The 25,587-nt window shown below is 68.0% G+C and carries 25 protein-coding genes; 15 read left to right on the forward strand and 10 right to left on the reverse strand.

Features of this window, described 5'->3' with window-relative positions:
- Positions 1–56: 56 nt before the first annotated feature.
- The 5 genes from EIK80_RS09865 (at position 57) to EIK80_RS09885 (ending at position 5,137) form a co-directional block, all read left to right on the forward strand.
- Entirely contained in the window at positions 57–2,432 is a 2,376-nt protein-coding gene (locus EIK80_RS09865) for a TonB-dependent receptor (RefSeq protein WP_158624657.1), read from the forward strand.
- Between the two features lie 86 nt (positions 2,433–2,518).
- Positions 2,519–3,286 carry an ABC transporter substrate-binding protein gene (locus tag EIK80_RS09870; protein WP_233586536.1) on the forward strand — a complete coding sequence of 256 codons (768 nt, stop codon included), beginning with the start codon at positions 2,519–2,521 and terminating at the stop codon, positions 3,284–3,286.
- A complete protein-coding gene (locus EIK80_RS09875; RefSeq protein ID WP_125156819.1) occupies positions 3,286–3,939 on the forward strand; it encodes an amino acid ABC transporter permease in 654 nt (217 codons plus the stop codon). Before EIK80_RS09870 ends, EIK80_RS09875 begins: the two co-directional genes overlap by 1 nt.
- The gene (locus tag EIK80_RS09880; RefSeq protein WP_125156820.1) at positions 3,936–4,661 is read left to right on the forward strand and encodes an amino acid ABC transporter ATP-binding protein; all 726 of its coding nucleotides are present in this window, start codon (positions 3,936–3,938) and stop codon (positions 4,659–4,661) included. Before EIK80_RS09875 ends, EIK80_RS09880 begins: the two co-directional genes overlap by 4 nt.
- Before the next feature lie 17 nt (positions 4,662–4,678).
- Positions 4,679–5,137, forward strand: a complete 459-nt coding sequence (locus tag EIK80_RS09885) for a DUF3299 domain-containing protein (protein ID WP_125156821.1) — start codon at positions 4,679–4,681, stop codon at positions 5,135–5,137.
- Here the strand turns inward: EIK80_RS09885 and EIK80_RS09890 are convergent.
- The 6 genes from EIK80_RS09890 to EIK80_RS09915 all read right to left on the reverse strand — a co-directional run bounded on the left by EIK80_RS09890 (position 5,134) and on the right by EIK80_RS09915 (position 11,703).
- The gene (locus tag EIK80_RS09890) at positions 5,134–6,069 is read right to left on the reverse strand and encodes a glyoxylate/hydroxypyruvate reductase A (protein WP_125156822.1); all 936 of its coding nucleotides are present in this window, start codon (positions 6,067–6,069) and stop codon (positions 5,134–5,136) included. The genes EIK80_RS09885 and EIK80_RS09890 overlap by 4 nt on opposite strands.
- Before the next feature lie 31 nt (positions 6,070–6,100).
- A complete protein-coding gene (locus tag EIK80_RS09895) occupies positions 6,101–7,513 on the reverse strand; it encodes an FAD-binding oxidoreductase (protein WP_158624658.1) in 1,413 nt (470 codons plus the stop codon).
- A gap of 2 nt (positions 7,514–7,515) precedes the next feature.
- Positions 7,516–7,872: a cupin domain-containing protein gene (locus EIK80_RS09900; RefSeq protein ID WP_125156824.1), complete on the reverse strand. Its 357-nt coding sequence runs from the start codon at positions 7,870–7,872 to the stop codon at positions 7,516–7,518.
- A gap of 3 nt (positions 7,873–7,875) precedes the next feature.
- The gene (locus EIK80_RS09905) at positions 7,876–9,354 is read right to left on the reverse strand and encodes an NAD-dependent succinate-semialdehyde dehydrogenase (RefSeq protein ID WP_125156825.1); all 1,479 of its coding nucleotides are present in this window, start codon (positions 9,352–9,354) and stop codon (positions 7,876–7,878) included.
- On the reverse strand, positions 9,354–10,655 hold the full coding sequence (gene gabT / locus EIK80_RS09910) for a 4-aminobutyrate--2-oxoglutarate transaminase (protein ID WP_125156826.1): 1,302 nt from the start codon (positions 10,653–10,655) through the stop codon (positions 9,354–9,356). Before gabT ends, EIK80_RS09905 begins: the two co-directional genes overlap by 1 nt.
- Before the next feature lie 109 nt (positions 10,656–10,764).
- Entirely contained in the window at positions 10,765–11,703 is a 939-nt protein-coding gene (locus EIK80_RS09915; protein WP_158624659.1) for a LysR substrate-binding domain-containing protein, read from the reverse strand.
- Positions 11,704–12,002: 299 nt separating this feature from the next.
- On the opposite strand from EIK80_RS09915, the gene EIK80_RS26085 reads away from it, so the two are divergent.
- Together EIK80_RS26085 and EIK80_RS09925 are read left to right on the forward strand one after the other, a co-directional pair.
- On the forward strand, positions 12,003–12,143 hold the full coding sequence (locus EIK80_RS26085) for a hypothetical protein (protein ID WP_158624660.1): 141 nt from the start codon (positions 12,003–12,005) through the stop codon (positions 12,141–12,143).
- A gap of 197 nt (positions 12,144–12,340) precedes the next feature.
- Complete coding sequence (locus EIK80_RS09925) at positions 12,341–12,781, forward strand: M28 family peptidase (RefSeq protein WP_125156828.1); 441 nt, start codon at positions 12,341–12,343, stop codon at positions 12,779–12,781.
- A gap of 79 nt (positions 12,782–12,860) precedes the next feature.
- Here the strand turns inward: EIK80_RS09925 and EIK80_RS09930 are convergent, their stop codons facing one another.
- Positions 12,861–13,364 (reverse strand): MarR family winged helix-turn-helix transcriptional regulator, encoded by a 504-nt coding sequence (locus EIK80_RS09930; RefSeq protein WP_125156829.1) that lies wholly within the window; start codon positions 13,362–13,364, stop codon positions 12,861–12,863.
- A gap of 158 nt (positions 13,365–13,522) precedes the next feature.
- Between EIK80_RS09930 and EIK80_RS09935 the strand changes: the two genes are divergently transcribed.
- The 3 genes from EIK80_RS09935 (at position 13,523) to EIK80_RS09945 (ending at position 16,231) form a co-directional block, all read left to right on the forward strand.
- Positions 13,523–14,317, forward strand: a complete 795-nt coding sequence (locus EIK80_RS09935) for an alpha/beta fold hydrolase (protein ID WP_125156830.1) — start codon at positions 13,523–13,525, stop codon at positions 14,315–14,317.
- 112 nt (positions 14,318–14,429) lie between these two features.
- Positions 14,430–15,623 carry a benzoate/H(+) symporter BenE family transporter gene (locus EIK80_RS09940; RefSeq protein ID WP_125156831.1) on the forward strand — a complete coding sequence of 398 codons (1,194 nt, stop codon included), beginning with the start codon at positions 14,430–14,432 and terminating at the stop codon, positions 15,621–15,623.
- Between the two features lie 107 nt (positions 15,624–15,730).
- Positions 15,731–16,231 carry a cytochrome C gene (locus EIK80_RS09945; protein ID WP_125156832.1) on the forward strand — a complete coding sequence of 167 codons (501 nt, stop codon included), beginning with the start codon at positions 15,731–15,733 and terminating at the stop codon, positions 16,229–16,231.
- A gap of 438 nt (positions 16,232–16,669) precedes the next feature.
- Here the strand turns inward: EIK80_RS09945 and EIK80_RS09950 are convergent, their stop codons facing one another.
- Positions 16,670–17,641 carry a hypothetical protein gene (locus EIK80_RS09950; RefSeq protein WP_125156833.1) on the reverse strand — a complete coding sequence of 324 codons (972 nt, stop codon included), beginning with the start codon at positions 17,639–17,641 and terminating at the stop codon, positions 16,670–16,672.
- 303 nt (positions 17,642–17,944) lie between these two features.
- Here EIK80_RS09950 and EIK80_RS26090 point away from each other — a divergent pair, with 303 nt between their 5' ends.
- Both EIK80_RS26090 and EIK80_RS09960 read left to right on the forward strand, forming a co-directional pair.
- On the forward strand, positions 17,945–18,520 hold the full coding sequence (locus tag EIK80_RS26090; RefSeq protein WP_158624661.1) for a phosphatase PAP2 family protein: 576 nt from the start codon (positions 17,945–17,947) through the stop codon (positions 18,518–18,520).
- Complete coding sequence (locus tag EIK80_RS09960; RefSeq protein WP_125156835.1) at positions 18,517–19,323, forward strand: winged helix-turn-helix domain-containing protein; 807 nt, start codon at positions 18,517–18,519, stop codon at positions 19,321–19,323. The genes EIK80_RS26090 and EIK80_RS09960 overlap by 4 nt, the downstream gene beginning before the upstream one ends.
- 31 nt (positions 19,324–19,354) lie before the next feature.
- Here the strand turns inward: EIK80_RS09960 and EIK80_RS09965 are convergent, their stop codons facing one another.
- Together EIK80_RS09965 and EIK80_RS09970 are read right to left on the reverse strand one after the other, a co-directional pair.
- Complete coding sequence (locus EIK80_RS09965) at positions 19,355–20,077, reverse strand: response regulator (RefSeq protein ID WP_125156836.1); 723 nt, start codon at positions 20,075–20,077, stop codon at positions 19,355–19,357.
- A gap of 85 nt (positions 20,078–20,162) precedes the next feature.
- A complete protein-coding gene (locus EIK80_RS09970; RefSeq protein WP_125156837.1) occupies positions 20,163–21,779 on the reverse strand; it encodes a GMC family oxidoreductase in 1,617 nt (538 codons plus the stop codon).
- Positions 21,780–21,905: 126 nt separating this feature from the next.
- Between EIK80_RS09970 and EIK80_RS09975 the strand changes: the two genes are divergently transcribed.
- The 3 genes from EIK80_RS09975 (at position 21,906) to EIK80_RS09985 (ending at position 25,275) form a co-directional block, all read left to right on the forward strand.
- Positions 21,906–23,018, forward strand: coding sequence for a GAF domain-containing protein (locus EIK80_RS09975; protein WP_125156838.1), 1,113 nt, complete (start codon positions 21,906–21,908; stop codon positions 23,016–23,018).
- 137 nt (positions 23,019–23,155) lie between these two features.
- The gene (locus EIK80_RS09980) at positions 23,156–24,412 is read left to right on the forward strand and encodes a cytochrome P450 (protein WP_125156839.1); all 1,257 of its coding nucleotides are present in this window, start codon (positions 23,156–23,158) and stop codon (positions 24,410–24,412) included.
- On the forward strand, positions 24,409–25,275 hold the full coding sequence (locus EIK80_RS09985) for an alpha/beta fold hydrolase (protein WP_125156840.1): 867 nt from the start codon (positions 24,409–24,411) through the stop codon (positions 25,273–25,275). The genes EIK80_RS09980 and EIK80_RS09985 overlap by 4 nt, the downstream gene beginning before the upstream one ends.
- Positions 25,276–25,587: the final 312 nt, after the last annotated feature.

Genomic DNA, 25,587 nt, shown 5'->3' on the forward strand with positions numbered 1-25,587 from the left:
GAACCCTTCAGGCGCCGGCTCAGCGTTCGGAACTGGCGCATCACAAGGGGATAGCGATGCTTCGCGACAGAATTTCAAAGCAGGTGCTGCTGTGCGGCGCGGCCGCGGCGATCATCGGCGGCGGACAGGCCATGGCGCAGACGGCTTCGGGTGCCGACAGCATCGAGGAAATCATCGTCACCGCCACCAAGCAAAGCACGGTTCTGTCCAAAACCCCGATCTCGATCGCCGCCTATTCGCAGGAGGCCTTGGACAAGCGCGGCGTTCGCGACATCCGCGACGTGATCAACCAGACCCCGGGCGTCGACATCACCCGCAGCGGCGCGACCCGCGTGACCATTCGGGGCATCGACTCGACGGCCGGCGCGGCGACCTCGGCGATCTATATCGACGACACGCCGATCCAGGCCCGCAACGCCTCGCTGAACTACAACGGCAGCACCCTGCCCTACATCTTCGATCTCGAGCGCGTGGAAGTGCTGCGGGGTCCCCAGGGCACGTTGTTCGGCGCCAGCTCGCAGGGCGGCGCCATCCGCTTCATCACGCCCACGCCCAGCCTGACCAGCTACAGCGGCTATGGCCGCGCCGCCGTCAGCAAGACCAAGAACGGCGGCGAGGGTTATGAATTGGGCGTGGCCGTCGGCGGCCCGATCGTTCAGGACAAGGTCGGCGCGCGGATCAGCTTCTACCATCGCGAGGACGCCGGCTGGATCGACCGTCAGAGCTGGCAGAACGCCGCCAGCCGCGATGAGGACGTCAACAGCAGCGCCGCGACCGTCTTCCGGGCCGTTGTGACCATCCAGCCTACCGACTGGCTGACGATTACGCCCAGCGTCTACCACCAGAACAGCAAGTTCGACGACCGCACGGCGCTGACCACGCGGTGCCCAGCAACGACCGGTTCGGTGATCAACCCGACCCTGAACCCCTGCCCGCTCGGCGTCTCTGACCCGGACAACGGCAAGTTCCTCAGCTACGCCTCGATCCCACAGCCCAGCAGCGACCACTTCACGGTGCCGGCGCTGAAGATGGTGGCCGCGACCGACGACCTGAACTTCACCAGCGTCAGCTCGTTCTTCAAGCGCCACGTAAAGGAGACGAACGACGCCACCCACGGCAACGACCGCACCTCGTTCGGCAACGCCTATCTCTATCCTGTCACGCCGGGCTTCCCCCAGTCGATCACCTGGCAGAACCCCAACATTTATCAGAACCTGTTCACCCAAGAGTTTCGGGTCAACAACACCAATCCCGACGCGCGCCTGAAATGGAGCGTAGGCGCCTACTTCTCGCGAAGCTCGCTGCGCTCGGACCTGCCGATCAACGAGCCGCATTACAACGCGCTTTACCTGGTCCGCTATGGGCGCACGCCGCAGGCCGCGGGCGTCTCGCCCCTGGTCAATGGCGTCGCCCGCTATTACGGCAACGAATGGACGGTCGAGAAGACGACCGCCGTCTTCGCCAACCTAGACTACAAGATCCTCGACAACCTGACCCTGACCCTGGGCGGGCGCTACTCCAAGGACAACCTCGACTTCGACGTGCTCGAGCGCGGCGTTTCCTATGCCGGTGGCGTGTCGCGCGCGTCGGGCTCGATGACCACCAAGCCGTTCACGCCCAAGGTCGCCCTGTCGTGGCAAGCCACGCCGGCAGCGCTCTACTATGCCTCCTATGCTCGCGGTTATCGGACGGGCGGCGTCAACAAGGCCCTGCCGGACGTCTGCGCGGCGGAATCTTCGGCTCTGGGCCTGGGCAAGGCCGCCACCTATCAACCGGACACCACCGACAGCTACGAGATCGGCTCTAAGAACCGGCTCTTCGGCGGCAAGGTGCAGTTCGAGGCCAGCGCCTATTATATCGAATGGAAGAACATCCAGCAGCAACTGCGCCTGACCTGCGCTTTCAGCCTGGTAGCCAACACCGCCAGCGCCACCAGCAAGGGCGTCGACGTCAATCTCAACGTCCGGCCGGTCGAGAATCTGCTGCTCGGCCTGGGCCTGGGCTACAACGACGCCACTTACGACAAGACCATCCAGATCGGCACGGCCCCCGTGGTCATCGCCGGCCAGACGCTGGGCCAGACGCCCTGGACGGTCAATCTGAGCGCCGAGTACCGCTTCACGGTCGCGGGCCGGGAGAGCTTCGTACGCGCCCAGTACAACTATCGCAGCGTCAATGACGGGCCGTTCCTCTACCAGGTCCCGACCGCGACGACCTACGATCCGCGCCGGCCGCTGCCGTCCGAGCCCACGACCCTGGACCTGCGCGCCGGCGTTGACTTGGGCCGGGTCAACCTCTCCATTTACGGGGAGAACATTCTGAACAATGTCGACTACATCGCCGAGTCGTCGACCTATGTGAACGGTCCGCTCTGGACCGGCGCCACGCTTCGCCCCCGGACGATCGGCCTTCAGGCCATCGCCCGCTACTAGGCAGACGCAGGGGCGCTGGACCGGAGACTCCTCCCCGGCCCGGTCCAGCGCCCCCGGCCCAAATGCGCCGACACCAAGAGGCCCGAGTGAATACCCAAACCCATCCTACCCGCCGGACCCTTATGGCGATGAGCGGCGCCGCCTTGGCGCTCGGGGCCTGCGGCCGAAAATCCGGTGCGCCCGGCGCACTGGTCGTCGGCTCGACCGCCACCGGCGCTCCGTTCAGCTTCCTGGACCTCAAGACCAACCAGTTGACCGGGGCGATGATCGACATCGCCCACGCGGTCGCGGCCAAGGCCGGGCTCGCCATCCGCATCCAGACCACCACCTTCGCGGCGCTGGTGCCGTCGCTGACCGCCCGCAAGATCGACATGATCGCGGCCGGCATCCTGCGCACGCCCGAACGGGAAAAGGTCGTGGCCTTCACCGATCCCGTCTATGCCTATGGCGGCGGCGTGGTCACGGCCCAGGGCCAGACCCGTCCGATCCGCGCGCTGGCGGACCTCAAGGGCCTCTCCGTCGGCGCCCAGGTTGGCACTCGCTTCGTCGACCAACTGGCCCAGGCCGGCGTCACCGACGTCAAGACCTACGACAATCTGGGCGATATCCTGCAGGACCTGGGCAACGGCCGCATCGCGGCCGGTTACGGCGATGCGCCGATCCTGGCGCATCGGCTGCGCACGACGCCCAACGCCGCGCTGCGCCTGGCCCCGGACTTCACGCCCCCCTCGCGCGAGGATGTCTGCCTGCTGGTGCGCCGCGACGACCCGGCCCTGCTGGCCAAGCTGAACGCCGCCATCGGCCAGATCAAGGCGACGGAAATCGCCGCGATCCTGACCAAGTGGTCCCTCTGATGGACCAGTTCCTCACCGACGCGGTGAAGTTCCTGCCCATCCTGATGTCGGGGCTTGGGGTCACGATCGCCGTCACCCTGGCGGCGCTCGTGATCAGCGTGATCCTGGGCCTGGTCTGGGCCCTGATGGGCATTTCCAGGAATCGCATGCTGCGCGCGATCAGCCGGGTGGTGATCAACACCGTCCGCGGCGTCCCCATCATCGTCCAGCTGTTCTATGTCTACTTCGTGCTGCCCGAGCTGGGCGTCCAGCTGGACGCCTTCGTGGCCGGCGCGATCGGCCTGGGCGTGGCCTACTCCGTCTATCAGGCCGAGAACTTCCGGGCCGGATTCTCGTCTGTCGATCCGATGTTGATCGAGACGGCTCAGTCGCTGGGTATGAGCGAGCGCAAGATCATGCTGCGCGTGATCATGCCCCTGGCCATCCGCGTCACGCTTCCGCCGTTTGGCAACACGTCTGTAATGCTGCTCAAGGACTCCTCGATCGCCTCGACGATCACCGTCGCCGAACTCACGCGCGCCGGTCAGCTCCTGGCCGTCAGCACCTTCCAGAACATGTCGGTCTACACCCTGATCGCCCTGCTCTACCTGGCCATGAGCCTGCCCTTGACCTATCTGGTCGGCCGCCTCGAACGCAGGTTCGCCCGCAAATGATCAGCCTCAAGAACGTCAGCAAGTCCTTCGGCGACACCCAGGTGCTCAAGGACATCAGCTTCGAGATCCAGCGCGGCGAGGTGGTCTGCCTGATCGGGCCGTCCGGCTCGGGCAAGTCGACAATCCTGCGCTGCATCAACGGCCTGGAGCGGCACGACGGCGGCGAGATCGTGGTCGACGGGTCCGTGCTCGGCGAAAAGTCCCTGCCGGCCATTCGCGCCAAGGTCGCCATGGTGTTCCAGAGGTTCAACCTCTTCCCCCACCGCACGGCCCAGGAAAACGTCGCCGAAGGTCCGATCCATGTCGCCGGGCGGCCGGTCGCCGAGGCCATGACCGAGGCGCGAACCCTGCTCGAGCGGGTCGGCCTGGGCGACAAGTGCGACGCCTACCCCGCCAAGCTCTCCGGCGGTCAGCAACAGCGGGTCGGCATCGCGCGCGCCCTGGCCATGAAGCCGCAAGCGATCCTGTTCGACGAACCGACCTCGGCGCTGGACCCCGAACGGGTCGGCGAGGTGCTGAAGGTGATGCGGACCCTGGCCGACGAGGGCATGACCATGGTCATCGTCACGCACGAGATCGGCTTTGCTCGCGAAGTCGCCGACCGTGTTCTGTTCATGGACCGCGGCCGCATCGTCGAGAGTGGTCCGGCGCGGGAAGTCCTGACCGCGCCGAAGGTCGAGCGCACCCGCGTGTTCCTCGACCGGGTGCTCAATCCCCTCTAGCGCCAGGAGGCCTCGGCATGATCGATCGACGCAAGCTGCTCGCCGGCCTCACGACCACGGCGGCCCTGGCGCCATTGTCGCAAGCCGTCGCTCATCCCGGCGGCGACGAGCGGGATATCTCGCGCGACCCGCTCTGGGCCGTACTGGGCGCCACCACGCTCAGCCAGTCGCCGCCGGACTACGCCTATAGGGCCCAGTACCCGGCGGCCGTTCAGACGATGAGCGGCCGCGAGATCGAGATCTCCGGTTTCATCACGCCGCTGACCATGGAGCGCCAGGCGCAGCGGTTCATCGTCTCACGCTACTCGATCGAGTGCTGCCCCGAGGGCCAGCCCAACGAGATCATCGAGGTCTTCGCCGATGAGCCGGTCCTGCAGCAGAAGAGCCAGGAGATCCGCCTGCGCGGGCGGTTCGATGTGCAGGATAACGGGCAGGTCGGGCTGCTCTTCCGGCTCAGCGGCGCCCGCCTGGTTTAATAGCCCGCGTCCCGGTCCACGAGGTCGAGCAGCGCCTCGCCAGCAAGATGCCGGCGAATATTGGCGACGATCGTCGGTCCGGCCGTCCCTGGCGGCGTCAGGGCCGAGGCGTGCGGCGTCACGGTGATGCGCGGGTCCGACCAGAACGGATGACCGGCCGGCAAGGGCTCGGTCGCGAAGACGTCCAGGGTGGCGTTGGACAGATGGCCGGCGTCGAGCGCCGGGATGAGGTCGGCCTCGACCAGATGCGCGCCCCGGCCGACATTGATCAAGCTGGCGCCCGACAGATGCGACAGCGTCCGTGCGTTCAGCACGCCACGGGTCGCCGGCGTCAGGGGCAGCAGACAGACCACCACCTCACAGGGCTCGAGAAAGGCCTCGATGGGTCCGTCGAACGCGGCGACGCCGGGCAGATCCTTTGGTGTCCGGCTCCAGCCGCGCACGGAAAAGCCGTTGGCGGCAAGACGGGTTGCGCAGGCTCCGCCCAACTGGCCCAACCCCAGGATCCCGACCGTTCGCTCCCCCGCCAGCGGCGCGGCCAGCTGGCGCCAGACCCCCTCGCGCTGCTGGGCTTCATAGGCCGGCATCAGGCGGTGATAGTGCAACACCCGGGCGAGCACGAACTCGACCATGCCCTGGGTGAGGCCCGCATCGCGCATGCGTGCGATCGGCACGTCCGGCAGGTCGCTGTCCTGCAGGATCCGATCCACCCCCGCGCCGATGCACAACACCGCGCGCAGATTGGGAAACTGCCGCAGGAAGCCGTCAGGCTGGGCCCAGACGACGACGTAATCGACCTCTTCCTTCGCGCCACTGTCGGGCCAGACGCGCCAGTCGAAGTCCGGCGCGGTCTGATCGAAAGCCGCCAGCCATGGCTCGGGCCGGACGCCGAAGCAGGCGAACAGCACAACCGTCTTGCCCTGAGCGTCCATGGAATCCCCGCCGCCGCGTCTCGGGCCTGCCCTACTGCTTGCTGAGCCGGCGCACCAGGGGGGCGTCCAGCGGCGCGGGCCGCTTGGCCTTCATCGCCGCGTCCATGCGGGCGAAGCCGTCCTGGACGTAGCGCACGCCCAGCCAGCGCGCCGGCTCGGGCTCCCAGTCGGGCGAGTGGTTGCCGACGCTGGGCAGGAACTCCAGGCCCGTCGGCTTGCCGGTGATCATCCCAGCCAGGATGCGCGCGGAGATATTCGTCGTCGACACGCCCCGGCCGGTATAGCCGAACAGCTGGCCGATCTTGGTGCGCGGATCGAAGCTGATCGTCGGCGTCCAGTCGCGCGAGACCCCCAGATAACCCGCCCAACTGTGGGAGAAGGCGACGCCTTCAAGGGCGGGAAACCACTCGACCAGGGTCTCGCGCATGGTCTTGGCCGTGGCCGCGTCCCAGGGCTGATCCATGTTGGAGTTCAGGTGATAGGGCGCGCCGCGGCTGCCATAGAGAATGCGGCCGTCGGTGGTCTTGGTGAAGTAGTCGACCATATTGACCTGCGAGCCCAGGCCCTCGCCGTCCGCCCAGCCGATGCTGGCCCACTGCGCGGCGGTCAAGGGCTCGGTCAGCACAATCAGCGACGACATCGGCAGAAGCTTGCGGCGGAAGCGCGGTTGCTGGGTCAGATAGGCTTCGCCCGCCGCGACGATCGCCTTGCGGGCGACCAGCACGCCGCTGTCGGTGTGCAGGCGGGGCGTCTCGCCCGGCTCGAAGCGGGTCACCGGCGACTGCTCGTAGATCACCCCGCCCAGGCGCTCGACGGCTTGGGCGAGACCGCGCACCAGCTTGGCCGGATGGACAGTGGCGCTCTTGGGCGAGAACAGCGCGCCCTCGATCTCGGTGGCCCGCACCTTCTCGCGGGCGGCTTCGGCGCCGAGCAGCAGGTTCTGATCCGCCAGGCCCAGGCGTTCGTAGGCGCGATGGGAGGCTTGGACCGCCGGAAGTTGAGCCTTGCCGCGCGCCAGGCTGAGAATGCCGGTCTGGCGGTACTCCGCGTCGATACCTTCGCGCGCGCAGACGCGCCCGACCTCCTCGACGGCGTCATACATCGCCAGAAGGGTCTTGCGGCCGATCTCGACGCCGTAGCGCCTGGCCAGGGTGCTCGCATCCAGCGGATAGCGTGACGAGCACCAGCCGCCGTTGCGCCCCGAGGCGCCGTAGCCGCAGATGTCCTTCTCGAGGATGGCCACCTGCAGGCCGGGATTGTCGCGCATCAGATAGTAGGCGGTCCACAGGCCGGAGAAGCCGCCGCCCAGGATGGCGACATCGACGCTCACCTGCCCCTTGAGCGGGGCGCGAGGCCTCAGATCATCGTTGCAGGTCTCCAGCCAGAAGCTGGTGTCGCGATAGGCCTGCGTTTCCGTGGCGACCGTGAGAGGCTGTGGCCGCATGTTCATCGCGCTTCATCGAAGATGACATAGGCCTTGCGGGCCTTGGTCTCGATCGTCCAGACGCCGCCGGTGTTGGCCGGAAAATAGACCGCCTCGCCAGCCACGATGCGGATCGGCTCCCCCTCGTCCGGCTCGAACACGCACTCGCCTTCCAGGAAGACGCAGAACTCGGCGGCCAGCACCTGCCGGCGCCAGCGGCCTGGGCTGCACTCCCAAACGCCCGTCCGGGTGGAGGCGGCGGCCTGCGAGGCGAAGCCGCGCACGGCGATCTGAGAAACGGGATCGCCGATCGGGACCGGCGCGGGATTGGCGGGCGGCATGGCGGCGAAGAGCTCGGCCGGCGCGAATTTGATGATCATGGCCTAGTCCTCCGCGATATCGCTGCACAGAAGTTTGAGTTCGACGAACTCGTCGACGCCGTGGCGAGATCCTTCGCGGCCCAGGCCCGACTCCTTGACCCCGCCAAAGGGCGCGACCTCGGTGGAGATCAGGCCCGTGTTCAGCCCGACCATGCCGTATTCCAGCGCCTCGCCGACCCTCCACGAGCGGTCCAGGTCACGCGTGAAGAGGTACGCCGCCAGGCCGGCGCTGGTGTCGTTGGCGATCGCGATGGCCTCGGCTTCGGTCTCGAACCGGATCAGGCCGGCGACGGGACCGAAGGTCTCTTCCCGGGCCATGGCCATGTCTCCAGTGACGCCCGTCAGCACGGTTGGCGCGTAGAAGTAGCCCGCCCCCGCGAGCGCTTGGCCGCCGGTGCGGACGACCGCGCCGCCCGCGACGGCGTTCTCGACATGACGGGCCACCTTGGCGGCGGCGGCGGCGTTGATCAGCGGCCCCTGGTCGGTGGGACCGGACAGGCCGTCGCCTACCACCAGCTTTTCCACGCGCGCCGTCAGCTTCCGCGCGAAGGCCTCGTAGACGCCGGCCTGCACCAGCAGGCGGTTTGCGCAGACGCAGGTCTGGCCGGTGTTGCGGAACTTCGAGGCCATCGCGCCCTCGACGGCCTTGTCCAGGTCGGCGTCGTCGAAGACGATGAACGGCGCGTTGCCGCCCAGTTCCAGCGATACGCGCTTGACCGTGGCCATACAGCGGGCGGCCAGCATCTTCCCGACCGGCGTCGATCCCGTGAAGGTGAACTTGCGCACCCGCGGATCGCCGGTCAGCACCTCGCCGATCGGGGCGGCCTGCCCCGTCACGACGCTGAACACGCCCGGGGGCACGCCCGCTTCCTCGCCCAAGGCCGCCAGGGCCAGGGCGGAGAACGGGGTCAGCTCGGACGGCTTGAGCACCACGGTGCAGCCCACCGCCAGGGCGGGGCCGACCTTGCGGGTGATCATCGCCGCCGGAAAGTTCCACGGCGTCACCGCCGCCACCACGCCGATCGGCTGCTTCAGCGCCAACAGGCGCTTGCTGGCGTCGTGCCCCGGAATGACGTCGCCGTAGACGCGCTTGGCCTCCTCGGAAAACCACTCAAGGAAGCTGGCCGCATAGGCCACCTCCCCGCGCGCCTCGGCCAGGGGCTTGCCCTGTTCGGCGGTCATCAACCGGGCCAGATCCTCGACGTTCTCCAGGATCAGGTCGCGCCAGCGCCGCAGGATCGCGCCCCGCGCCTTGGCGCTCAGCTTGCGCCACGGCTCGAAGGCGGCATGAGCCGCGGCGACGGCTTGGGTCGCGACATCCGCGCCGAGATCCGGAACGGCGCCAAGGCGCTGGCCGGTGGCGGGGGAGCTCACGGCGATCTCCTCGGGGCCGCCGATCCATTGACCATCGACATAGGCGGCCTGGCGCAGAAGGTCGGGCCGTCTCAGCGCCAGGGCCGGAAGGTGGGTCGCGCCGTCCATCAGGCGATATCCAGGCGCAGGCTGTCCTCGAGGATGTCGAGGCCCTCGTCCAGCTGCTCGAGGGGGATGGTCAACGGCGCCAGCACCCGGATCGTCTCGCCGCCGACGCCGCAGGTCAGCAGGATCAGCCCGCGCTCCAGGGCCCGCCCCGCCACGGCCTTGGCGCCAGCGCCGTCGGGCTGTCCATCGGCGGTCACGACATCGAAGCCGATCATCGCCCCCGGGCCGCGCAGGCCGCGGGTCGGGATCAGGTCGTTGCGCCCGGCGAAGCCCGCGATGCGCTCGCGCAGCCGCGCGCCTATGAGGTCGGCGCGCGCGCACAGGGCCTCAGCCGCCATGACGTCGAGCACCGCCAGGGCCGCGGCGCAGGCGACCGGTGAGCCGCCGTAGGTCCCGCCCAGGCCGCCGGGCTCGACGGCGTCCAAAAGCGACGCGCGTCCAATGACGCCGGACAGGGGAAAGCCCCCGGCCAGCGACTTGGCCACGGTGATCAGGTCGGGCCGCACGCTCCAATGCTCGGCGCCGAACATCTTGCCCGTGCGGCCAAAGCCGGTCTGGACCTCGTCGGCGATCAGCAGGATGCCATGCGTGTCGCAAATGGCCCGCAGCGCGGTCATCAGGGCGTCGGGCGCGGGATGGAAGCCGCCCTCGCCCTGCACGGGCTCGATGATGATCGCCGCCACGGAACTGGGATGCAGGTCGGCGGCGAACAGGAAGTCGAGGGCCTTGAGGCTGTCCTCGACGCTGACGCCCTGCGCCGCGATCGGAAACGGCGCATGGAAGATATTGGCCGGCGCGCCGCCGAACATGCGCTTGTAGGGCGCGACCTTTCCGGTAAGCGCCGAGGACAGGGTCGTACGGCCGTGGAAAGCGCCGGTGAACGCGATCACGCCAGGCCGGCCCGTGGCCGCCCGCGCGATCTTCACCGCGTTCTCGACGGCCTCGGCGCCGCTGGTGAACAAGATCGTCTTGGCCGGTCCGTCGATCGGGGCCAGGGCGTTGAGGCGCTCGGCCAACGCCACATAGGGCTCGTAGGCCAGCACCTGGAAGGCGGTGTGGGTAAAGCGCTCCAACTGGTCCTGAACCGCCGCCATCACCCGAGGATGACGATGGCCGACGTTGAGGACGGCGATGCCGCCGGCAAAATCGATGTAGCGGCGTCCCTCTACGTCCCAGATCTCGGCGTTGAACGCTCTGTCCGCATAGACCGTCGTGGAGCTGGCCACGCCCGAGGACACCGCCGCGCGGCGCCGCTCCAGGAGGGAAGCGTTGGAAACAGGAGCGGTCGCGAAGGCGGACAAGGCAGCTCTCTCAGGAAACAAAACACCTGAGAGGATGCTCGATCACAACCGCCGCGATGCGGAGATGACAACTCCGCTGCGAGTGGTGACAAAACGTCACCGATACGCGTCACCAGCGCGCCGCTTCTCCTTCGGCCTCTCGCACCAACCATCGCCGGAAGGCCAGCAGCGCCGGTGTGCGCCAGCGGTCGCGTCGGGCCGAAAACACATAGCGGCCCATGACGATCGGCTGTGCGCCGACCAACGCGCCGACATCCACCAGCCGGCCCGCCTTGAAATCGTCGCCGACCAGGAAGGCGTTGGCCAGGGCCAGGCCCTCCCCGCGCCGGGCGGCGTCGACGGCCAGGTGGGCATGCCAGAGCCGGTGGCCGGGCAGATCCGGCTCCGAGGTGACGCCATTGGCCTCGAACCAGGCGGTCCACTGTCGGGCGTTCTCCTCGTGCAGCAGCGGCCCCTGCAAGAGATCCGCCGCGGTCGAGGGTCGGCCCAAGGTGTCAAGGCGCGCTGGACTGGCGACAGCCAGAACCGGCGGGCGAGCCAGTTGCACCGTTTCGATCTCTCCGGCGGGCGGCTTGTCCGGCGCGGCGTCGATCACATAGCGGATGTCGCCGTCCATATCGCGCCGCGTGAAGTCCGGCGCGGTGTCCGAGGGACGCAGCACCAGTTGGATCTCGGGATGGGACTGGCGAAAGTCGGCCAGGCGCGCCAGGAGCCAGTTGGAGGCCAGACCGGGGATGCAGGAAATCTGCAGCGTGCGCTCGTCCGAGCCATGCAGGAGATCGGCGGAAGCAACAGCGATTTCGTTGAGGGCGGAGGTTATGCGAGCGTGAAACTTCGCGCCCTCTGGCGTCAGCTTGCCGCCATTGGCGCCGCGCTCGACCAGCGGGACGCCGGCCCAGACCTCCAGACTGCGAAGATGCCGGCTGACCGCGGCGTGGTCCAGCTCCAGCACCGCGGCGGCCTTGCGGATGCCGCCAAATTCGCCGACGGCCGCGAACGCGCGCAGGGCCGTGAAAGGCGGCGTCGCGCGACGGTTCCAAAAGACCATGCGGGGATCTTCGGGGGACGTTGCACGCGGCGACATTCAAAACTCCAATACCGCCCTCAGGCTATTGCAAGCGTTGCGTCATGTCATCTTGAGCGTCCGCGCCGAACTTACGCTCCGGCAGGTGCGCGGGCATGTCAAAAGCCAGGCCAGGCTTCTGTTGCGTCTCTCTAAACTGTTTTCATGGGCGCCGCGCGCCGAACACGCCGACGCGCTTTTGGACCTAGGCTGCGCTAGTCGTGATCCTCCCTCGTTTGAGTGGACACCCATGCTAGCTTTTCGGAGCTGGAGAGGAGTGTCTGATGAGCGTGAAGCGTCGGGTCTTTCCGGAGACCTTCAAACGAGAAACGGTTGTCCCGCCGCTCGATATTGTCGAGGCCGTCTTCTTCGAGGATCTTCAGTTCGATCACGGCGTCGCCGACGACGAAGTCTGCGCCAACTAGGTCCCGTTCGGTCGCATCCAGGTGCGCGCATCGGCCCCCAGCTTCGAGCACCTCGAACTCCAGGGCCGCCTCCTCGACATGTAGTACGCGGAACGGCGACGACATTCGTCTTAAGAGGGGACGAGTGCCGTGTGGTGGGAAGCGCCTAGTTAGAATGGCCGCAAGTCACTGCTCGAAGGCTGGCGGCGTCGTCACCGATGGGGCGTGACGCGGTCATCCTGACCTACAAGTTCACGGACCCTGTCGCTTTCGGCGGCGAGCACAGCACTCTAGGCGATGTGGCAAGGAGGGTCGCCCAGCATGCGGGCCTGACCTTGACCCCCGATCCAGAGCCCGAGCAGGGCCTGTTCGCGCGGACGGACAGCTACAGCTTCGTGAAAGCTGGCGTCCCGTCCCTGTTCCTACATCCCGGACCGGCTGGCGCCGGCAAGGCCGCCAGCGCCACCTACTGCAGCAACCACTATCATCAACCGTCGGATGACCTGGCCCAGCCGCTGGATTGGGAGGCCGCAGCCAACTTCGTCCAACTCAACTTCGACATTGTGCGCGCGATCGCCGACGAGCGCCGGCGACCGGCATGGCGTCGAGGAGATTATTTCGGCGCGCTCTTTGAGGGCGCTGCGTCCACATCGAAGTAACCGCGTTCGGCGCGCTCGATTTTCGATGGAAGGCGCGCCGGCACAGCTTGAAACAGGGATGGGCGAACGATCCCACCGTCTACCCTCGCAGCGCTCTAAGGTTGTTTTCCGGTCTTGGGAGAGGACGCTCCTGCCCCCATCCGCCGATAGCGCCATAGATGTCGTTCCTCAGTGCTCGGACCTTGTCGTTCAGGTCGTTGAGCGCGTCTGGCGACTGGCCCGAGGCTTCGAGCAGAGCCGCGCCCAGACAACCGGCCTTCTGCTGCATCGCCCGTCCTGCGTCCGTGAGGGCGACGATGACCTGGCGGGCGCTGGCGGGGTCGCGAGTTCGGTTCACCAGGCCCGCCGCCTCGAGACGCTGGAGCAACGGTGTCAGGGTGCTGGACTCCAGCGCCAACTGCTCGGCCAGCCGCCCCACCAATTGCCCGTCTTCGGCCCACAACAGATTGAGGACCAGATACTGTGGGTAGGTCAGACCGAGCATGTCGAGCAGGGGCTTGTAGGTCCGCTGGATGGCGATGCCCGCAGAGTAGATGGCGTAGCAGAGCTGATCGTCGAGCGAGGGCGGTGGGCTGTGGTTCATGGCGATCTCCTTCCCCTCATATAGGTTCAATCAGAAAAATAGCTATCGCGATAACTTTTCTCTGGACAGCCGTTCGAGGTGTCTCTACAAAATACATATCGCGATAACTGTTATCGCAATAATTTACACACTCAACCGACCAAACAGGGAGAACCACCATGATCCGCCAAGCCCGCACCCTCCTCGTCGCCGCCGCCCTGACCGGCCTGGCCGGCGCCGCCCACGCCCAGACGGAAGCCTCGAACGGCGCACCCGCTCCGGCGGTTCGCAACGTTGTCCTGGTCCACGGCGCCTTCGCCGACGGCTCGGGCTGGCGCGGGGTCTATGACCGTCTGACCGCCAAGGGCTACAAGGTCAGCATCGTTCAAAACCCGCTGACCTCGCTGGCCGACGACGTCGCCGCCACGCGTCGCGTCCTGGCCCGCCAGGACGGCCCGACCATCCTGGTCGGCCACTCCTACGGCGGCACGGTGATCACCGAGGCCGGCAACGACCCCAAGGTCGCGGGCCTGGTCTATGTCGCCGCCCTGGCGCCGGATACCGGCGAGTCGACCGGCGACCAGTTCGCCGAGATCCCGGCCCCTCCCGGCTTCGTGATCGAGCCGCAATCGGACGGCTTCGGCTTCGTCAATCTGGCCAAGTTCAAGGCCGGCTTCGCCGCCGACATCAACGACGCCGACGCCGCCTTCATGCGTGACAGCCAAGTGCCGATCGCCATGTCGGCCTTCGGCGACAAGGTCACCAAGGCGGCCTGGCGCGTGAAGCCCAGCTGGTTCGTCGTGGCGACCGAGGATGGCGCCATCGATCCCAAGCTGCTGCGCAAGACCGCCACCCGCATCGGCGCCGAAGCCGTAGAGATCAAGGGCAGCCACGTCGTCTTCTTGAGCCGTCCGCAAGCGGTGGCCGACGTGATCGACAAGGCCGCCAAGACCGCCGCGTCCAAGGCGAAGTAGGACCACAACCGAGGCCCGATGGGCCGGACGCCGGCGCGCCAGACGCGCCGGCGTCCGCTTGCGTGGGCGCGGCTGGAAACGGCCGCCGCTCTCCTGCTATGCGACAAGGCCCATGACCTTCAAAACGCCCCCCGTCACCGCTTGGTCCGCCGCTGTCATCGCCGCCCTGATCGGGTTCGGCGGCACCGTGGCGCTGGTCGTGCAGGCCATGCGCGTCCTGGGCGCGAGCCCTGAACAGACCGGATCGGCCGTCACCGCCCTGTGCCTGGGGATCGGCCTGGCCGGCGGCGCGCTATCGCTAGGCCTGCGGATGCCCGTCGTCCTGGCTTGGTCGACGCCCGGCGCGGCCCTATTGGCCGGAACGACCGCCCAGGTTTCCTGGCCCGTAGCCGTAGGCGTCTTTGTGGTCGCGGCCTTGCTGGCCATCGTGCTCGGCCTGGTCCCGGCCCTGGGCCGGCTGGCTGAGAAAATCCCCAGCGCCGTCGCCTCGGCCATGTTGGCCGGCGTCCTGCTGCCGTTCTGCCTAACGCTCTTTCGAACAGCTTCGGTCGATCCGCTTCTGGTCGGCGTGCTTCTGGCGGCCTTCCTGGCGGCGCGCCAGCGCGCGCCGCTCTATGCGCTGCTTCTGGCCCTGACCGCCGGGGTGGCGCTGACGTTGGCGCGCGGCGGCCTGTCCCTGCCGTCCTCCGACCAGGTGCTGGGGACCCTGGCGCCTCAGGCGCCGGTCTTCCAGCCCGCGGCGATCGTCAGCCTGGCCCTGCCGCTATTCCTGGTCACGCTGGTCTCGCAGAACCTGCCGGGCTTGGTGGTGCTGCGCACGGCCGGCTATCGCCCTCCGCCGCGCCCACTGCTGGCCGGGGTCGGCCTGGCGTCGTTGCTGGCCGCCCCATTCGGCGCCCATGGCGTGAACCTCGCAGCCATCACCGCGGCCATCTGCACCAATCCCGAAGCCCACCCGGACGCGGCGCGGCGGTGGGTCGTCGGCGTGATCTATGCGGGCTTCTATCTCCTCCTGGCGCTGTTCTCGCCGTTCCTGGTCGGCGTCTTCCTGGCGTTGCCGCACACCGCGATCGCGGCCTTGACCGGGCTGGCTCTGATCCCCGCGCTGCTGGGCGCGCTCGAAGCGATGCTGGCCCCGACCGCCGACCGCGACCCGGCGATCGTCACCTTCCTGGCCACGGCCTCCGGGCTGTCGCTGCTTGGTATCGGCTCGGCGTTCTGGGGCCTGACGGCGGGCTTCCTCGCCCTCGGCGTTCGAGCACTTTTGCGCCGCCGCGCGCGGGCCGACCAGGTTCCTCAGATCTGAGCCTTGCCCCGTCGGGTTACGGTTGAAACCCGAAGACCCTGGCCCGACCTTTCCGGGTAGCCGGCGCGCTCCATCAAGCGATCGACATCGCTCGTATGGAGTCGACCATGAAAGTCTTCGCGCCGCTTGTTTTCACCGGCTTGCTCTGCGCCTGCGCGCCGCCTGCCCCGGCACCGGCGACCACCGAGGTCGCGGGCCCCAGCGACATTGAGATCGGACGTTACCTGATCCGGATCGGCGGCTGTAACGACTGCCACACGCCAGGCTATCTGCAGGCGGACGGCAAGCTCCCCGAGTCCCAGTGGCTGACCGGCAATCCGGTGGGCTTCCGCGGCCCCTGGGGTGTGACCTACGCCAGCAACCTGCGCCTGACGACGCAGACGGTCTCGGAAGACGACTGGGTGGCCATGCTGGCGCACCGCAGCGATGCGCCGCCCATGCCCTGGCCGATCACCCGGGCGATGAGCTCGGGCAACCACCGCTCGCTCTACCGTTATATCCGCTCGCTCCGGCCGGCAGGGCCGCCCGCGCCGCAGCGCCTGGCGCCCGGCGAAAGGCCTTCGACGCCCGTCATCGACATGGTCCCGGTCGCACCGGACGCACCCTGAGCTCCATGTCTCGTCTCTTGCGCCGCCTCATCATCAGCTTCGCCTTCGCCGCCGCGGCGATCGCATCAGTGCTGTCCACCCATGCCTAAGCGGTAGGGCGACGCCGAGGTCACTGAAGCGCTCGAACAATCTGCGCGACTATTACCGCTGAAACCGCCCTTTGATTGAACACCTGCCCGGCAAAGGCGACAGTCAATCTCAAGAAAGCGCCACGCCCATCCGTCCTTCGAGCATCGGGACGGACACGCTCAAGGCGCTCGTCCTTCGTTCCCTCCCCCCGACCTTAAGGGACGACACCTTCGACGCGACGCTTCCCCCTTGTCACGCGCGCGTCCTTCCGGTCCAACCGGCGCGATCGACGTCCCCCAAGACACGCGCCGGGATTTCCGGCGTCAGCCGGCCGAACGGCGGCGGGCCAGCAAGCCCGCCGCCGATCTTTCAGAGCTTGTCCGGGCTGGCCGCCCGCGCATTTGCCAGAGCCGCCTGCGCCGCCTCGAAACGCGATCGTACGGCCGCAGACTTGAGCGGCTCGACCGAGACGACCTCGACGCCGCGCCCGTCCAGGACCTGGAACTTCAGCGGCGTCCCGAAGCGGCTGGAGAGCTCGCGCCAGGCCAAGAGTTCGGCGAAATCCTCGCCGGCCGACGCGGTGGCGTAGAGCGACACGAACGGCGCCCCAGCCAGCGCCCGATAGAGTGTTGGGCTCTGCGACAGAGGCAGCTTGGGCTCGCGCCGATAGACCGAATGGGCGATCGCACCTTGCGCATAGGGCGGCGCCAGACCGCGATAGTCGACCCAAACCGTCTTGAAGGGGCCGCCGGCCATGGTGATGTCCAGCGCGCGATCGATCACATGCGTGGTCTCGTGCAGCAGGATGTAGGTCAGGGCGGACGCCTGGCCGGCCGTGACCTTGACGCTGTAGCCCGATCCGTCCGGGGAAAAGAGCATCGCCTCCTTCTGGGTCAGGAACTCCGACAGCGACTTGTCGAGCACCTCGGCGCGGATGGTGATGTCAAACATCAGCTCTCCGTTCGGTCCCTCCGAAGCCCGCGTCAGCGCCGTCCCGGTGCTGGACGGCGCGTCGATGAAACTCAAGCGCGCCAGGCGTCGCTCGAGAACCTGCCGGTAAAAGACGGGGAGATCGGCGATGGCGCTTTCGATCAAGGTCCATTCGCGGTCGGTGAGGACATGGGCCTTGGCGTCCTTCGCGCCCGCCTCGACATAGGCCTTGAGGGTCTCGTCGTGCGGCGGACCGATCCGAGCCCGAAGGGCCGAGGCGGTCTGGTCGCCGGCAGCGGCCGGCGGCGGAGCGGCCTTGGCTAGCCCAGCGCTCGGCCAGGCCAACAGGATGAGGCCGCCGGCGAAGAGCGCGCCAAACCTGGAACCTGGATGCGGCGAGACTTTCGACATGCGCGGTCTTTGCCTTTCGGTCATCGCGTTACGCAATCCATAGAGAGATACCCGGCGGGGGCGACGAGCGAGCCTAGCGTATCGAACTGCCTCGCCGCAGCCCGGCAAAGGCTTGATCGGCGTCCGTCGTGTTACCGCCGTAACGGCTTTACGGTTTTCCGCAATGGAGCCGACACGCGCGCCCACGAGGGTCGGCTCATGTCGCCAGAACCTCTCAAGACCGGGCGCGATCCGACCTCCTGCGCCGTCGGCCCCGAACGCTCGCGCGCAAGATCGCCGCGCGGCCCGCTCCTGGCGAGCGCCTTGCTCTTCGTCGCCGCCGCGCCGGCGCTCGACGATTGGACCCAGCGCCGGCTCGCCGCGCATCCGCCGCCCGCGATCCTCGACCACCCCCTGTGGCTTCTAGCCAAGCCCGAGATCCTGCTGGGGTTGCTCGGCGCATCGGCCGGTTTGGCGAAGCTTGCGGCGCGGCGGCCTCGCCCTCAGGCGAGCAAGCTCGGCGCGGAGGCGCCGGTGCTCGCCCGCCTGCTGGCGACGGGCCTCTTCGCCTTGGGCGCGAGCCTGGTGCTCAAGCTGATGATCGGGCGCGCCAGGCCCGGCGGGGCGGACGCGGACCCGATGGCGTTCGCTCCCGGCGCCTTCGATCGCGCTTTCCAGTCGCTGCCGTCCAGCAGCAGCGCCGTGGCCGCGGCGCTGGCCTTGACCCTCGTGCGCTGGCGGCCGTCGCTGAGTCTGCCCGCGCTCGCCGCGCTCGTCGTGATCTGCGCCGAGCGGATCTTTTCGCGGTCCCACTGGCCCAGCGACGTGGTCGCCGGCGTCGTCGTCGGCCTTCTGGTCGTCAAGCTGACGGACACCCGGGACCTGGGCGGGGCGAGATGAGCGGCGATCGCAACCGCCCCCGCCAAGGCCGGAGGGATGCGTCCGGCCCCTCCGTCTCCCCACAGACCTTCGCGGCGGGCCATGAGCTCCTCTGCATACAGCCGCGCGTTCTGGCGGCCGGGGGGCTGGAGGTGCTGCCCGAGCGGTTTGCCGCGTACCTGCGGCAGGCCGGCATGCGGGTCGCGCTCGCCCAGGACCAGATCGCGCTGCTCGCGGCGCTGGACAATCGACCCAGCCTCGTCGTGCTGAACCTCGACACGTTCGCCGAAGATGGGCTCGACATCATGCGTCGCCTGCGAGCGCGCTATGACGGCGCGCTGATCCTCGTGACGGCCCATCGACGGCATCTGGCCGATCTTATCCTCGGGCTGGAACTGGGCGCGGATGACTATCTGGCCAGTCCGATCGACCTTCGCGAGCTGACCGCCCGTATTCGCACCATTCTGCGCCGGCGCGGTCTCGCGCGAGGCGCCATGGGCGCTTCCTGCACGCGCCTGCGCTTTGGCGCGTGGGACCTGGACGGCGCCACGCGCCTCCTCCATCAAGACGGGCAGGCGCCGGTTCAACTGACCCGCGGGGAGTTCGCCATGCTCACGGCCTTCCTGCAGGCGCCGCAGAAGGTGCTCACGCGCGGCGATCTCCTGCACGCCACGCGCGGCCACGCCGACCTATTCGACCGTAGTATCGACACCCGGGTCCGCCGGCTGCGCCGCAAGCTGCAGCGCGGCCTTCCGGGCCCCGAGGTGATCGCGACGATCCATGGCGTGGGCTATGCGTTCAGGGCGGAGGTCGAGCCGATCTGAACGCGCGCGCCGTTCGACGGGGTGGGAGCCGTCAGGCCATTTCTACCGGCACGGCAAGGGCGTAGCCCAGCCCGCGCTCGGTGCGGATGATGCGCTCACCGCCCGGCCAGGCGGCCAGCTTGCGGCGCAACCGCAGGATCATCACATCGATGCTGCGGTCGGTGACCTCATCGGGATGCACGCGGCAAGCGGCCACCAGTTGCTGACGGCTGAGCACCTGGCCCGGCCCCTTCAGCAGGGCCACGAGCAGGTTGAACTCGGCGGCCGTCAGCTTGACCGTGTCGCCTTCCGGCGCGGTCAGGCTTCGCCGGCGCGTGTCGGCTTCCCAACCGACGAAACGCCAGCGAACGCGTTGGCGCAGGCGCGTCGAACGCGCCGGCCCCGCGCGCCGCAGCACGGTGCGGATCCTGGCGAGCAGCTCGCGAGGGCTGACGGGCTTGCTCATGCAGTCGTCCGCGCCCAGTTCCAGCGCCACCACCTTGTCGGGGCCTTCCCCGGGCGCGCTGGTCAGGCTGATGACGGGCGCCTCGTCACGGTCGATGACCCCGCGCATGAGATCCAGTCCGTTTTCGGCGCCCAACTCCAGATCGAGGACCACGAGGTCCACGGGTCTGGCGGCCAGGATCCGCTTCATGGCCGCGCCGTCCGGGGCCGTGCTGACCTTGAAGGCGTAGGCGCTAAGGTACCCTTGAAACTCGTCGCGGAACTGGGGGTCGTCGTCCACCACGAGGACGTGCCTTTGAGCGTGGGGCATGCTTGCGGCTTCCTGCAAATCGGGGCTTGCGTAGCGAACGCGGCCGCGACCTTCGCAAGTCGCCGCCGCGTCGTCGTCTCAGAGCTTAGAGGCCGTGGGTCGCGCGGATGTAGCGCGAGGCTTTCTCCCCGATGATCACGCAGGGAGCCATGGTGTTACCGGTGGTGATCGTGGGCATGATCGACCCGTCCGCGACGCGCAGACCTTCGATGCCATAAACACGCAGCTCGGCATCGACCACCGACATGGCGTCACGCCCCATCTTGGCCGAGCAGGTCTGGTGCCAGTAGGTCACCGCCGCATCACGCACATACTGCTCCATGTCCGCCTTGTTCAGTGACCCGGGCATGGCTTCACGGGTGACCAGAGGCGCGAAGGCCTGGGTGTTGCCCAAATCCCGGCAGAGTTCCACGCAGGCGAGCGCCGCCTTCAGATCGTCGGGATGACCGAAGGTGTTGAGCTCGATCCTCGGCCCGACGTTCGGATCGGCCGAAACTAGCCGCACCCGGCCGCGGCTCTTAGGCTGGGCCAGGCCTGCGAACATCGTCCAGCCGTGCTCGGGAACGCCGCGGGGGGCGGTCTCGGGGCTCGGGACCGGGAACTCGACCTGGCAGAACAGCAGGTCTGGATCGGCCAGGGCCGCGTCCGACTTCCAGTAGAGCGTGGCCTCGCTGCCGTTGTTCCTGGGCGCGATCGGTTCGCGGTATTCCCAGGTGCAGCCGAACGAAACGTGGTCCTGCAGGTTGGCGCCGACGCCAGAAAGCTTGCTCACCAGCTTGATGTCGTGGGCGCGCAGTTCGGCCTCCTCGCCGATGCCCGACCGCATCAGGACGGTCGGTGTCTGGATGGCGCCGAGCGAGAGGATCACTTCGTGCGCGGCCTTGAACCGGTGCAGGGCGCCGTTGCGCAGCACCTCCACGCCGAAGGCGCGCCCGTCCTGGATCAGCACCCGATTGACCTGGGTATCGGTCAGCAGGGTCAGGTTCGGACGGTCGAGGAAGGGATAGGTGAAGGCGCGGAACATGGAATGGCGCTTGCCGTTTCGGATCACCAGATCGCTGATGGCGCAGCCGCCCGCCCCTTCCATCATCTGGCCGTTCGGCGAAGCATAGGTCGGGATGCCCAGCTCCTGGGCGGCGTCGATCATGGCATAGGCCGCCGGACCAGGATCGGGAGCGGGCTGCACGAACACCGGACCGCCCGAGCCGCGCCGAGCAGGATCGGCCGCGCCCTGCCAGTTCTCGATCTCGCGATAAAGGCCCAGGACGGCTTCATAGCCCCACGAGGCGTCGCCGCTTTCGGCGGCGAAATGGTCCCAGTCGCTACGGTGACCGCGGGCCCAGACCATGACGTTGATGCTGGAGCCACCGCCGCAGACCTTGCCCATCGACATGGGCATGGCGCGGCCGTTCAGCGCCGGATTGGGCTCGGCCATGAAACCCCAATCGGTGTCGGTCCCCAGATTGGTCGGCCAGGCCCCCGGTTCCATCACGCTGGTGCGCTCGTCGCTGCCGCCAGCTTCGATCAGCAGCACTTGGACCGCCGGGTTCTCCGCCAACCGCCGCGCCAGCACCGAGCCGGCGCTTCCGGCGCCGCAGACGATGAAGTCGTAGGTCGTCTTGAGATCGGCGGCTCGCTCGGCCTGGTTGGCCGCAGCGCGGGCGGCGAAATCGGGATGGTCACTAGGTTGGTAGTTGATCATGGCCTTACTCCAAACTCGAAATGACGTATCAAATCTATCGATTTCAGCAAATACATCGAATTTAGACCTTGTCAAGACAAGGGGCTGCGAGCATCTGTGCAGCGCGGCAGAAGGCCTGGAGAGACGATGGACACACCCGACAAGGACATCCTGACCACCACGGACGTGGCGAAGATCCTGGGTGTGTCGGTCCGCACCGCGCAGTTGCTGATCGAAGGCGGATCGATCCCGTCCTGGAAGACGCCGGGCGGTCACCGCCGCGTCTATCGCTCTGACGTCCTGGCGCTGGTGCCCGGCGAAGGCGCGAGCGCCCTCGCGGTATCGGCGCGGGTGATCGTCATCGCCGGTCCCGCCTCCCTGTCGGCGCTGACCGCGCGACTGGCGAGCGCGCCGTCCTGCTTCGTCGACGCCTATCCCGAACCTTTTTCGGCCTTGCTGAATATCGGCGGCCGCTCACCGGCCGCCGTGGTCATCGACGCGGCCTCGTTGCCAATGGCCTCCGACCTACTGCGGGCCTTGGCCTCGGATCCTGCGCTGTCGCAGACGGCGATCCTCCTGGTCGGCCCCAAGGCCGCGACCGCCACCTTCGCCGTAACGAGTGGCGGCAGGGTCGTCTTCATCGAGGATCTGGACACCCTGGCCGCGGCGACCGAGGCGGCGGTACGAGGACCCGTGGCCGTCGCGGTGGCGGCGGAAGCAGGATCGCTGGTCCCCCTCCCCGGCAACGAAGCCCAGCGTCTCTTGGCGCTGGAGCGCTCGGGTCTTGTCGACACCCCGCCTGAGGACGCCTTCGACCGGCTGACCTGGCTGGCGGCCCAGACGCTGGGCATGCCGATCTCGCTGATCACCCTGCTGACCCCGACCCGCCAGTGGTTCAAGTCGCGCCATGGCCTGGATATGGCAGACACGCCCCGAAGCTGGGCCTTCTGCAATCACACCATCCTGCAGCAACGCTGCATGGTGGCCGAAGACCTTTCGGCCGATGAGCGCTTCGCGGATAATCCGGCCGTCGTCGACGCACCGCACTTTCGGTTCTACGCGGGCTGTCCGATCATCGATCCCGACGGCTTCACCCTCGGTTCGCTCTGCGTGATCGACACCCAGCCGCGCAAACTGGACGAGACCCAGCAGGCGATCCTCACCAACCTGGCCTCGCTGGTGTCGGACGAGATCAAGCTGCGCGTCACCGACGGGCGGTTGCGGCGGGCGATGGACGTCTTGGATCGCAAGTCGCGCTAGGGCGCGCAAAGAACGGTTACAGTGGTCACCAACAAGCGCGTGTCTTGCAGCGTGAGGGTGATCGCCGGTGGGCAGGATGGAGCGATCGGTCGCCGCCATTCGTAGGGCCTTGCGACCATTTCGCCGAGGACCCCACGATGACGTCATCCCCGCGAAGCCGAGAGCTCGCCACCAAGGACGCGGCCCCGAACATGCCGCCGTTCGTTCCCTCGTCCGAGCTGGAGCGCGACCCCCACGCCGTCTTTCGCTACTGGCGGGCCAAGACGCCTGTCATCCAGCGCGAGGACGGCGCGTGCCTGGTGCTACGCGCCGCCGATGTCGAGAGCCTGCTGACCGACCTGCGCACGCGCCAGATCGACGGGGCGCTCTACACCCGCATCCGCGGCGTCCCCGCAGGACCGTTGCAGGACCTCATGGTCGAGTCGCTCCTGATGTCGGAGGGCGAGGCGCACCGGCGCCGGCGCACCCCGATGTCCCGGGTCCTGGCGTTCCGCGCTGTGGAAGCCATGCGCGAGACCGTTCGATCAGCGGCCGAAAGCCTAATCGATGGCGTCGAGGCACAAGGAGCGATTGCAGGCCAGGTCGATCTGATGGCCGCGTTCTGCGCGCCCTTGCCGCCGCTGGTGATGGGCCGCCTCCTTGGGGCTCCGGCGGGCGAGGCCCAGGCCTTCGCCCACTGGGTCTACCAAGTCTCCCCGGCCTTCGCGCCCGCCCTGCCGGGCGAGGACATGGCGGCGATGGTCGACGGGGCCGCCCGGCTGACCGCCTATGTCGAACAGTGCCTGACCCGCGCCATGAGGGGCCACGCGCCAGGCTCGGAGCTGCTGGACAACATGTTGGCGGCGATCGCCATGGACGCCTTGACCCTCGCCGAGGCCGCCGCCCAGCTGGTCACCCTGATCATCGGCGCCAGCGACACCACGCGGGCGGCGATGGCGTTGCAGGTCAGCATTCTTGCCCAGGCGGGCGGTACCTGGCGGCGGCTGGGCGAGGATGCGGGCCTGGCCCGCGCCGCCGTCACCGAGGCCCTGCGCCTGGAGCCGTCCGTCGGCTCGGTCCCGCGATTTTCGATGGAGGAGATCGTGCTGGACGGCGGGGTCATCCCGGCCGGCCGCCTGGTGTCGCTTTCGACCCTGTCGGCGATGCGCGATCCGGCCCGGTTCGCCAATCCCGACACCTTCGTCGTCGACCGCACCGACCATCCGCGCTGGCATCTGGTGTTCGGCGGCGGCGCCCATCGCTGCATCGGCGAGGCCCTTGCGCGCCTGGAGCTGGAGGAGGGCCTGATAGCGCTCAGCCGTCGCCTGCCGGATCTGAGGCTGGTCGGTCCTAGGCCCAGAATCGAAGGTTACGCCGGCATCCGCCGCATCGACGGCCTGCAGGTGACCTGGTGATCCGGCGGCAGATCCTGACGAGCGCGGCCGGCGGCCTGGCCGCGTTCGCGCTCGGCGGCCTGGCGGCATGCGCGCGCCGGCGCGGTGACGAAACCGATCGGGCGACGGGCCTGCCGCCGATGTGGGCGCAGGGCTACTTCCAGCGCGATGGCGCCCGGCTTTGGTACGGGGTGGTCGGAGAAGGCCCGCCGGTGATACTGCTCCACGGGGGGCTGTCGAGCCACAGGGCCTGGAGGGGCCAGCTCTCCGCGCTGGTGCAGGCCGGATACCGCGTCGTCCTCATGGACAGCCGCGGCCATGGCCACAGCACCCTGGGCAAGGCGCCCCTCACCTATGAACTCATGGCCGCAGACGTCGGCGCCCTGATCGCGCGCCTGCGCCTTCGGCGGCCCGCGCTTGTCGGCTGGAGCGACGGTGCGATCATCGCCCTGGTGCGGGCCATGGATCCGGCCGCGGACCTGGGGCTGATCTATGCCTTCGGCGCCAACATGAACCATGGGGGCGTGCGGCCCAACGCCGGCGACGCGCCGATCCTCAAGGAGATCGGACCGCGCCTTGCGGCCGACTATGCCGAGCTTTCGCCGGCCCCGAACTTTGCTGGCCTGTCGCGAGCGGTCAGGGTGATGCAGAGCTCGCGCCTCGACTACGATATGAGCCACCTGGCCCGCATTCACGCCCGTGCGGTGAGGATCGCGACGGGGGACAGCGACGAGTTCATCCTTCCCCAGCATGCGGCCTGGATTGCGCGCGCCATCCCCGGGGCCGAACTCGACGTCCTGAACGGCAGCGGCCACTTCGCACCGTGGCAGCAGCCGGCGGCATTCAACCGCTCTGTTCTAGCCTTCCTGAAGACATCCGGGTGATGCTGAGCCACGCAGGGGTCCCCGACCGCTCCAAGAAGCCTTTGAACACGACCCGGCCGCTTTGCTCAGGCAGCTCGTGAACAGTCATGCTAACTGATTGCTCGTCATACGCCCGCCCGTGGACTGGAGGGTATGCGCCAATTGCTGACCTTCGCGCGGTCCAGAAACGCGACATTCAACGCCGGTGCCTCGTGCACTGGAACTGCCCCAAGTTATTGAGCTGATCGCTTGACGTCGATCTGCTCAGACATCTCCAGCTCGTCATCGACTTCGATGCCAAGGTATTTACCAGGACCTGTTCCAACTCTTGGT

Source organism: Caulobacter sp. 602-1, assembly GCF_003931565.1.
In the GTDB taxonomy this organism is placed as follows: Bacteria; Pseudomonadota; Alphaproteobacteria; order Caulobacterales; family Caulobacteraceae; genus Caulobacter.

Bases quoted from the DNA above. Each gene is read 5' to 3' on its own strand.
- EIK80_RS09905 (WP_125156825.1), bottom strand. From the start codon at position 9,354: ATGGACGGCGCGACCCACCTTCCGGCCCTGGCGCTGAGACGGCCCGAC.
- EIK80_RS09875 (WP_125156819.1), top strand. From the start codon at position 3,286: ATGGACCAGTTCCTCACCGACGCGGTGAAGTTCCTGCCCATCCTGATG.
- EIK80_RS09945 (WP_125156832.1), top strand. From the start codon at position 15,731: ATGAAAGTCTTCGCGCCGCTTGTTTTCACCGGCTTGCTCTGCGCCTGC.
- EIK80_RS09950 (WP_125156833.1), bottom strand. From the start codon at position 17,641: ATGTCGAAAGTCTCGCCGCATCCAGGTTCCAGGTTTGGCGCGCTCTTC.
- EIK80_RS09965 (WP_125156836.1), bottom strand. From the start codon at position 20,077: ATGCCCCACGCTCAAAGGCACGTCCTCGTGGTGGACGACGACCCCCAG.
- EIK80_RS09900 (WP_125156824.1), bottom strand. From the start codon at position 7,872: ATGATCATCAAATTCGCGCCGGCCGAGCTCTTCGCCGCCATGCCGCCC.
- EIK80_RS09865 (WP_158624657.1), top strand. From the start codon at position 57: ATGCTTCGCGACAGAATTTCAAAGCAGGTGCTGCTGTGCGGCGCGGCC.
- EIK80_RS09880 (WP_125156820.1), top strand. From the start codon at position 3,936: ATGATCAGCCTCAAGAACGTCAGCAAGTCCTTCGGCGACACCCAGGTG.
- EIK80_RS09935 (WP_125156830.1), top strand. From the start codon at position 13,523: ATGATCCGCCAAGCCCGCACCCTCCTCGTCGCCGCCGCCCTGACCGGC.
- EIK80_RS09890 (WP_125156822.1), bottom strand. From the start codon at position 6,069: ATGGACGCTCAGGGCAAGACGGTTGTGCTGTTCGCCTGCTTCGGCGTC.
- EIK80_RS09970 (WP_125156837.1), bottom strand. From the start codon at position 21,779: ATGATCAACTACCAACCTAGTGACCATCCCGATTTCGCCGCCCGCGCT.
- EIK80_RS09925 (WP_125156828.1), top strand. From the start codon at position 12,341: ATGGGGCGTGACGCGGTCATCCTGACCTACAAGTTCACGGACCCTGTC.
- EIK80_RS09930 (WP_125156829.1), bottom strand. From the start codon at position 13,364: ATGAACCACAGCCCACCGCCCTCGCTCGACGATCAGCTCTGCTACGCC.
- EIK80_RS09915 (WP_158624659.1), bottom strand. From the start codon at position 11,703: ATGGTCTTTTGGAACCGTCGCGCGACGCCGCCTTTCACGGCCCTGCGC.
- EIK80_RS09980 (WP_125156839.1), top strand. From the start codon at position 23,156: ATGACGTCATCCCCGCGAAGCCGAGAGCTCGCCACCAAGGACGCGGCC.
- EIK80_RS09975 (WP_125156838.1), top strand. From the start codon at position 21,906: ATGGACACACCCGACAAGGACATCCTGACCACCACGGACGTGGCGAAG.
- EIK80_RS09885 (WP_125156821.1), top strand. From the start codon at position 4,679: ATGATCGATCGACGCAAGCTGCTCGCCGGCCTCACGACCACGGCGGCC.
- EIK80_RS26085 (WP_158624660.1), top strand. From the start codon at position 12,003: ATGAGCGTGAAGCGTCGGGTCTTTCCGGAGACCTTCAAACGAGAAACG.
- EIK80_RS09960 (WP_125156835.1), top strand. From the start codon at position 18,517: ATGAGCGGCGATCGCAACCGCCCCCGCCAAGGCCGGAGGGATGCGTCC.
- EIK80_RS09940 (WP_125156831.1), top strand. From the start codon at position 14,430: ATGACCTTCAAAACGCCCCCCGTCACCGCTTGGTCCGCCGCTGTCATC.
- EIK80_RS09895 (WP_158624658.1), bottom strand. From the start codon at position 7,513: ATGCGGCCACAGCCTCTCACGGTCGCCACGGAAACGCAGGCCTATCGC.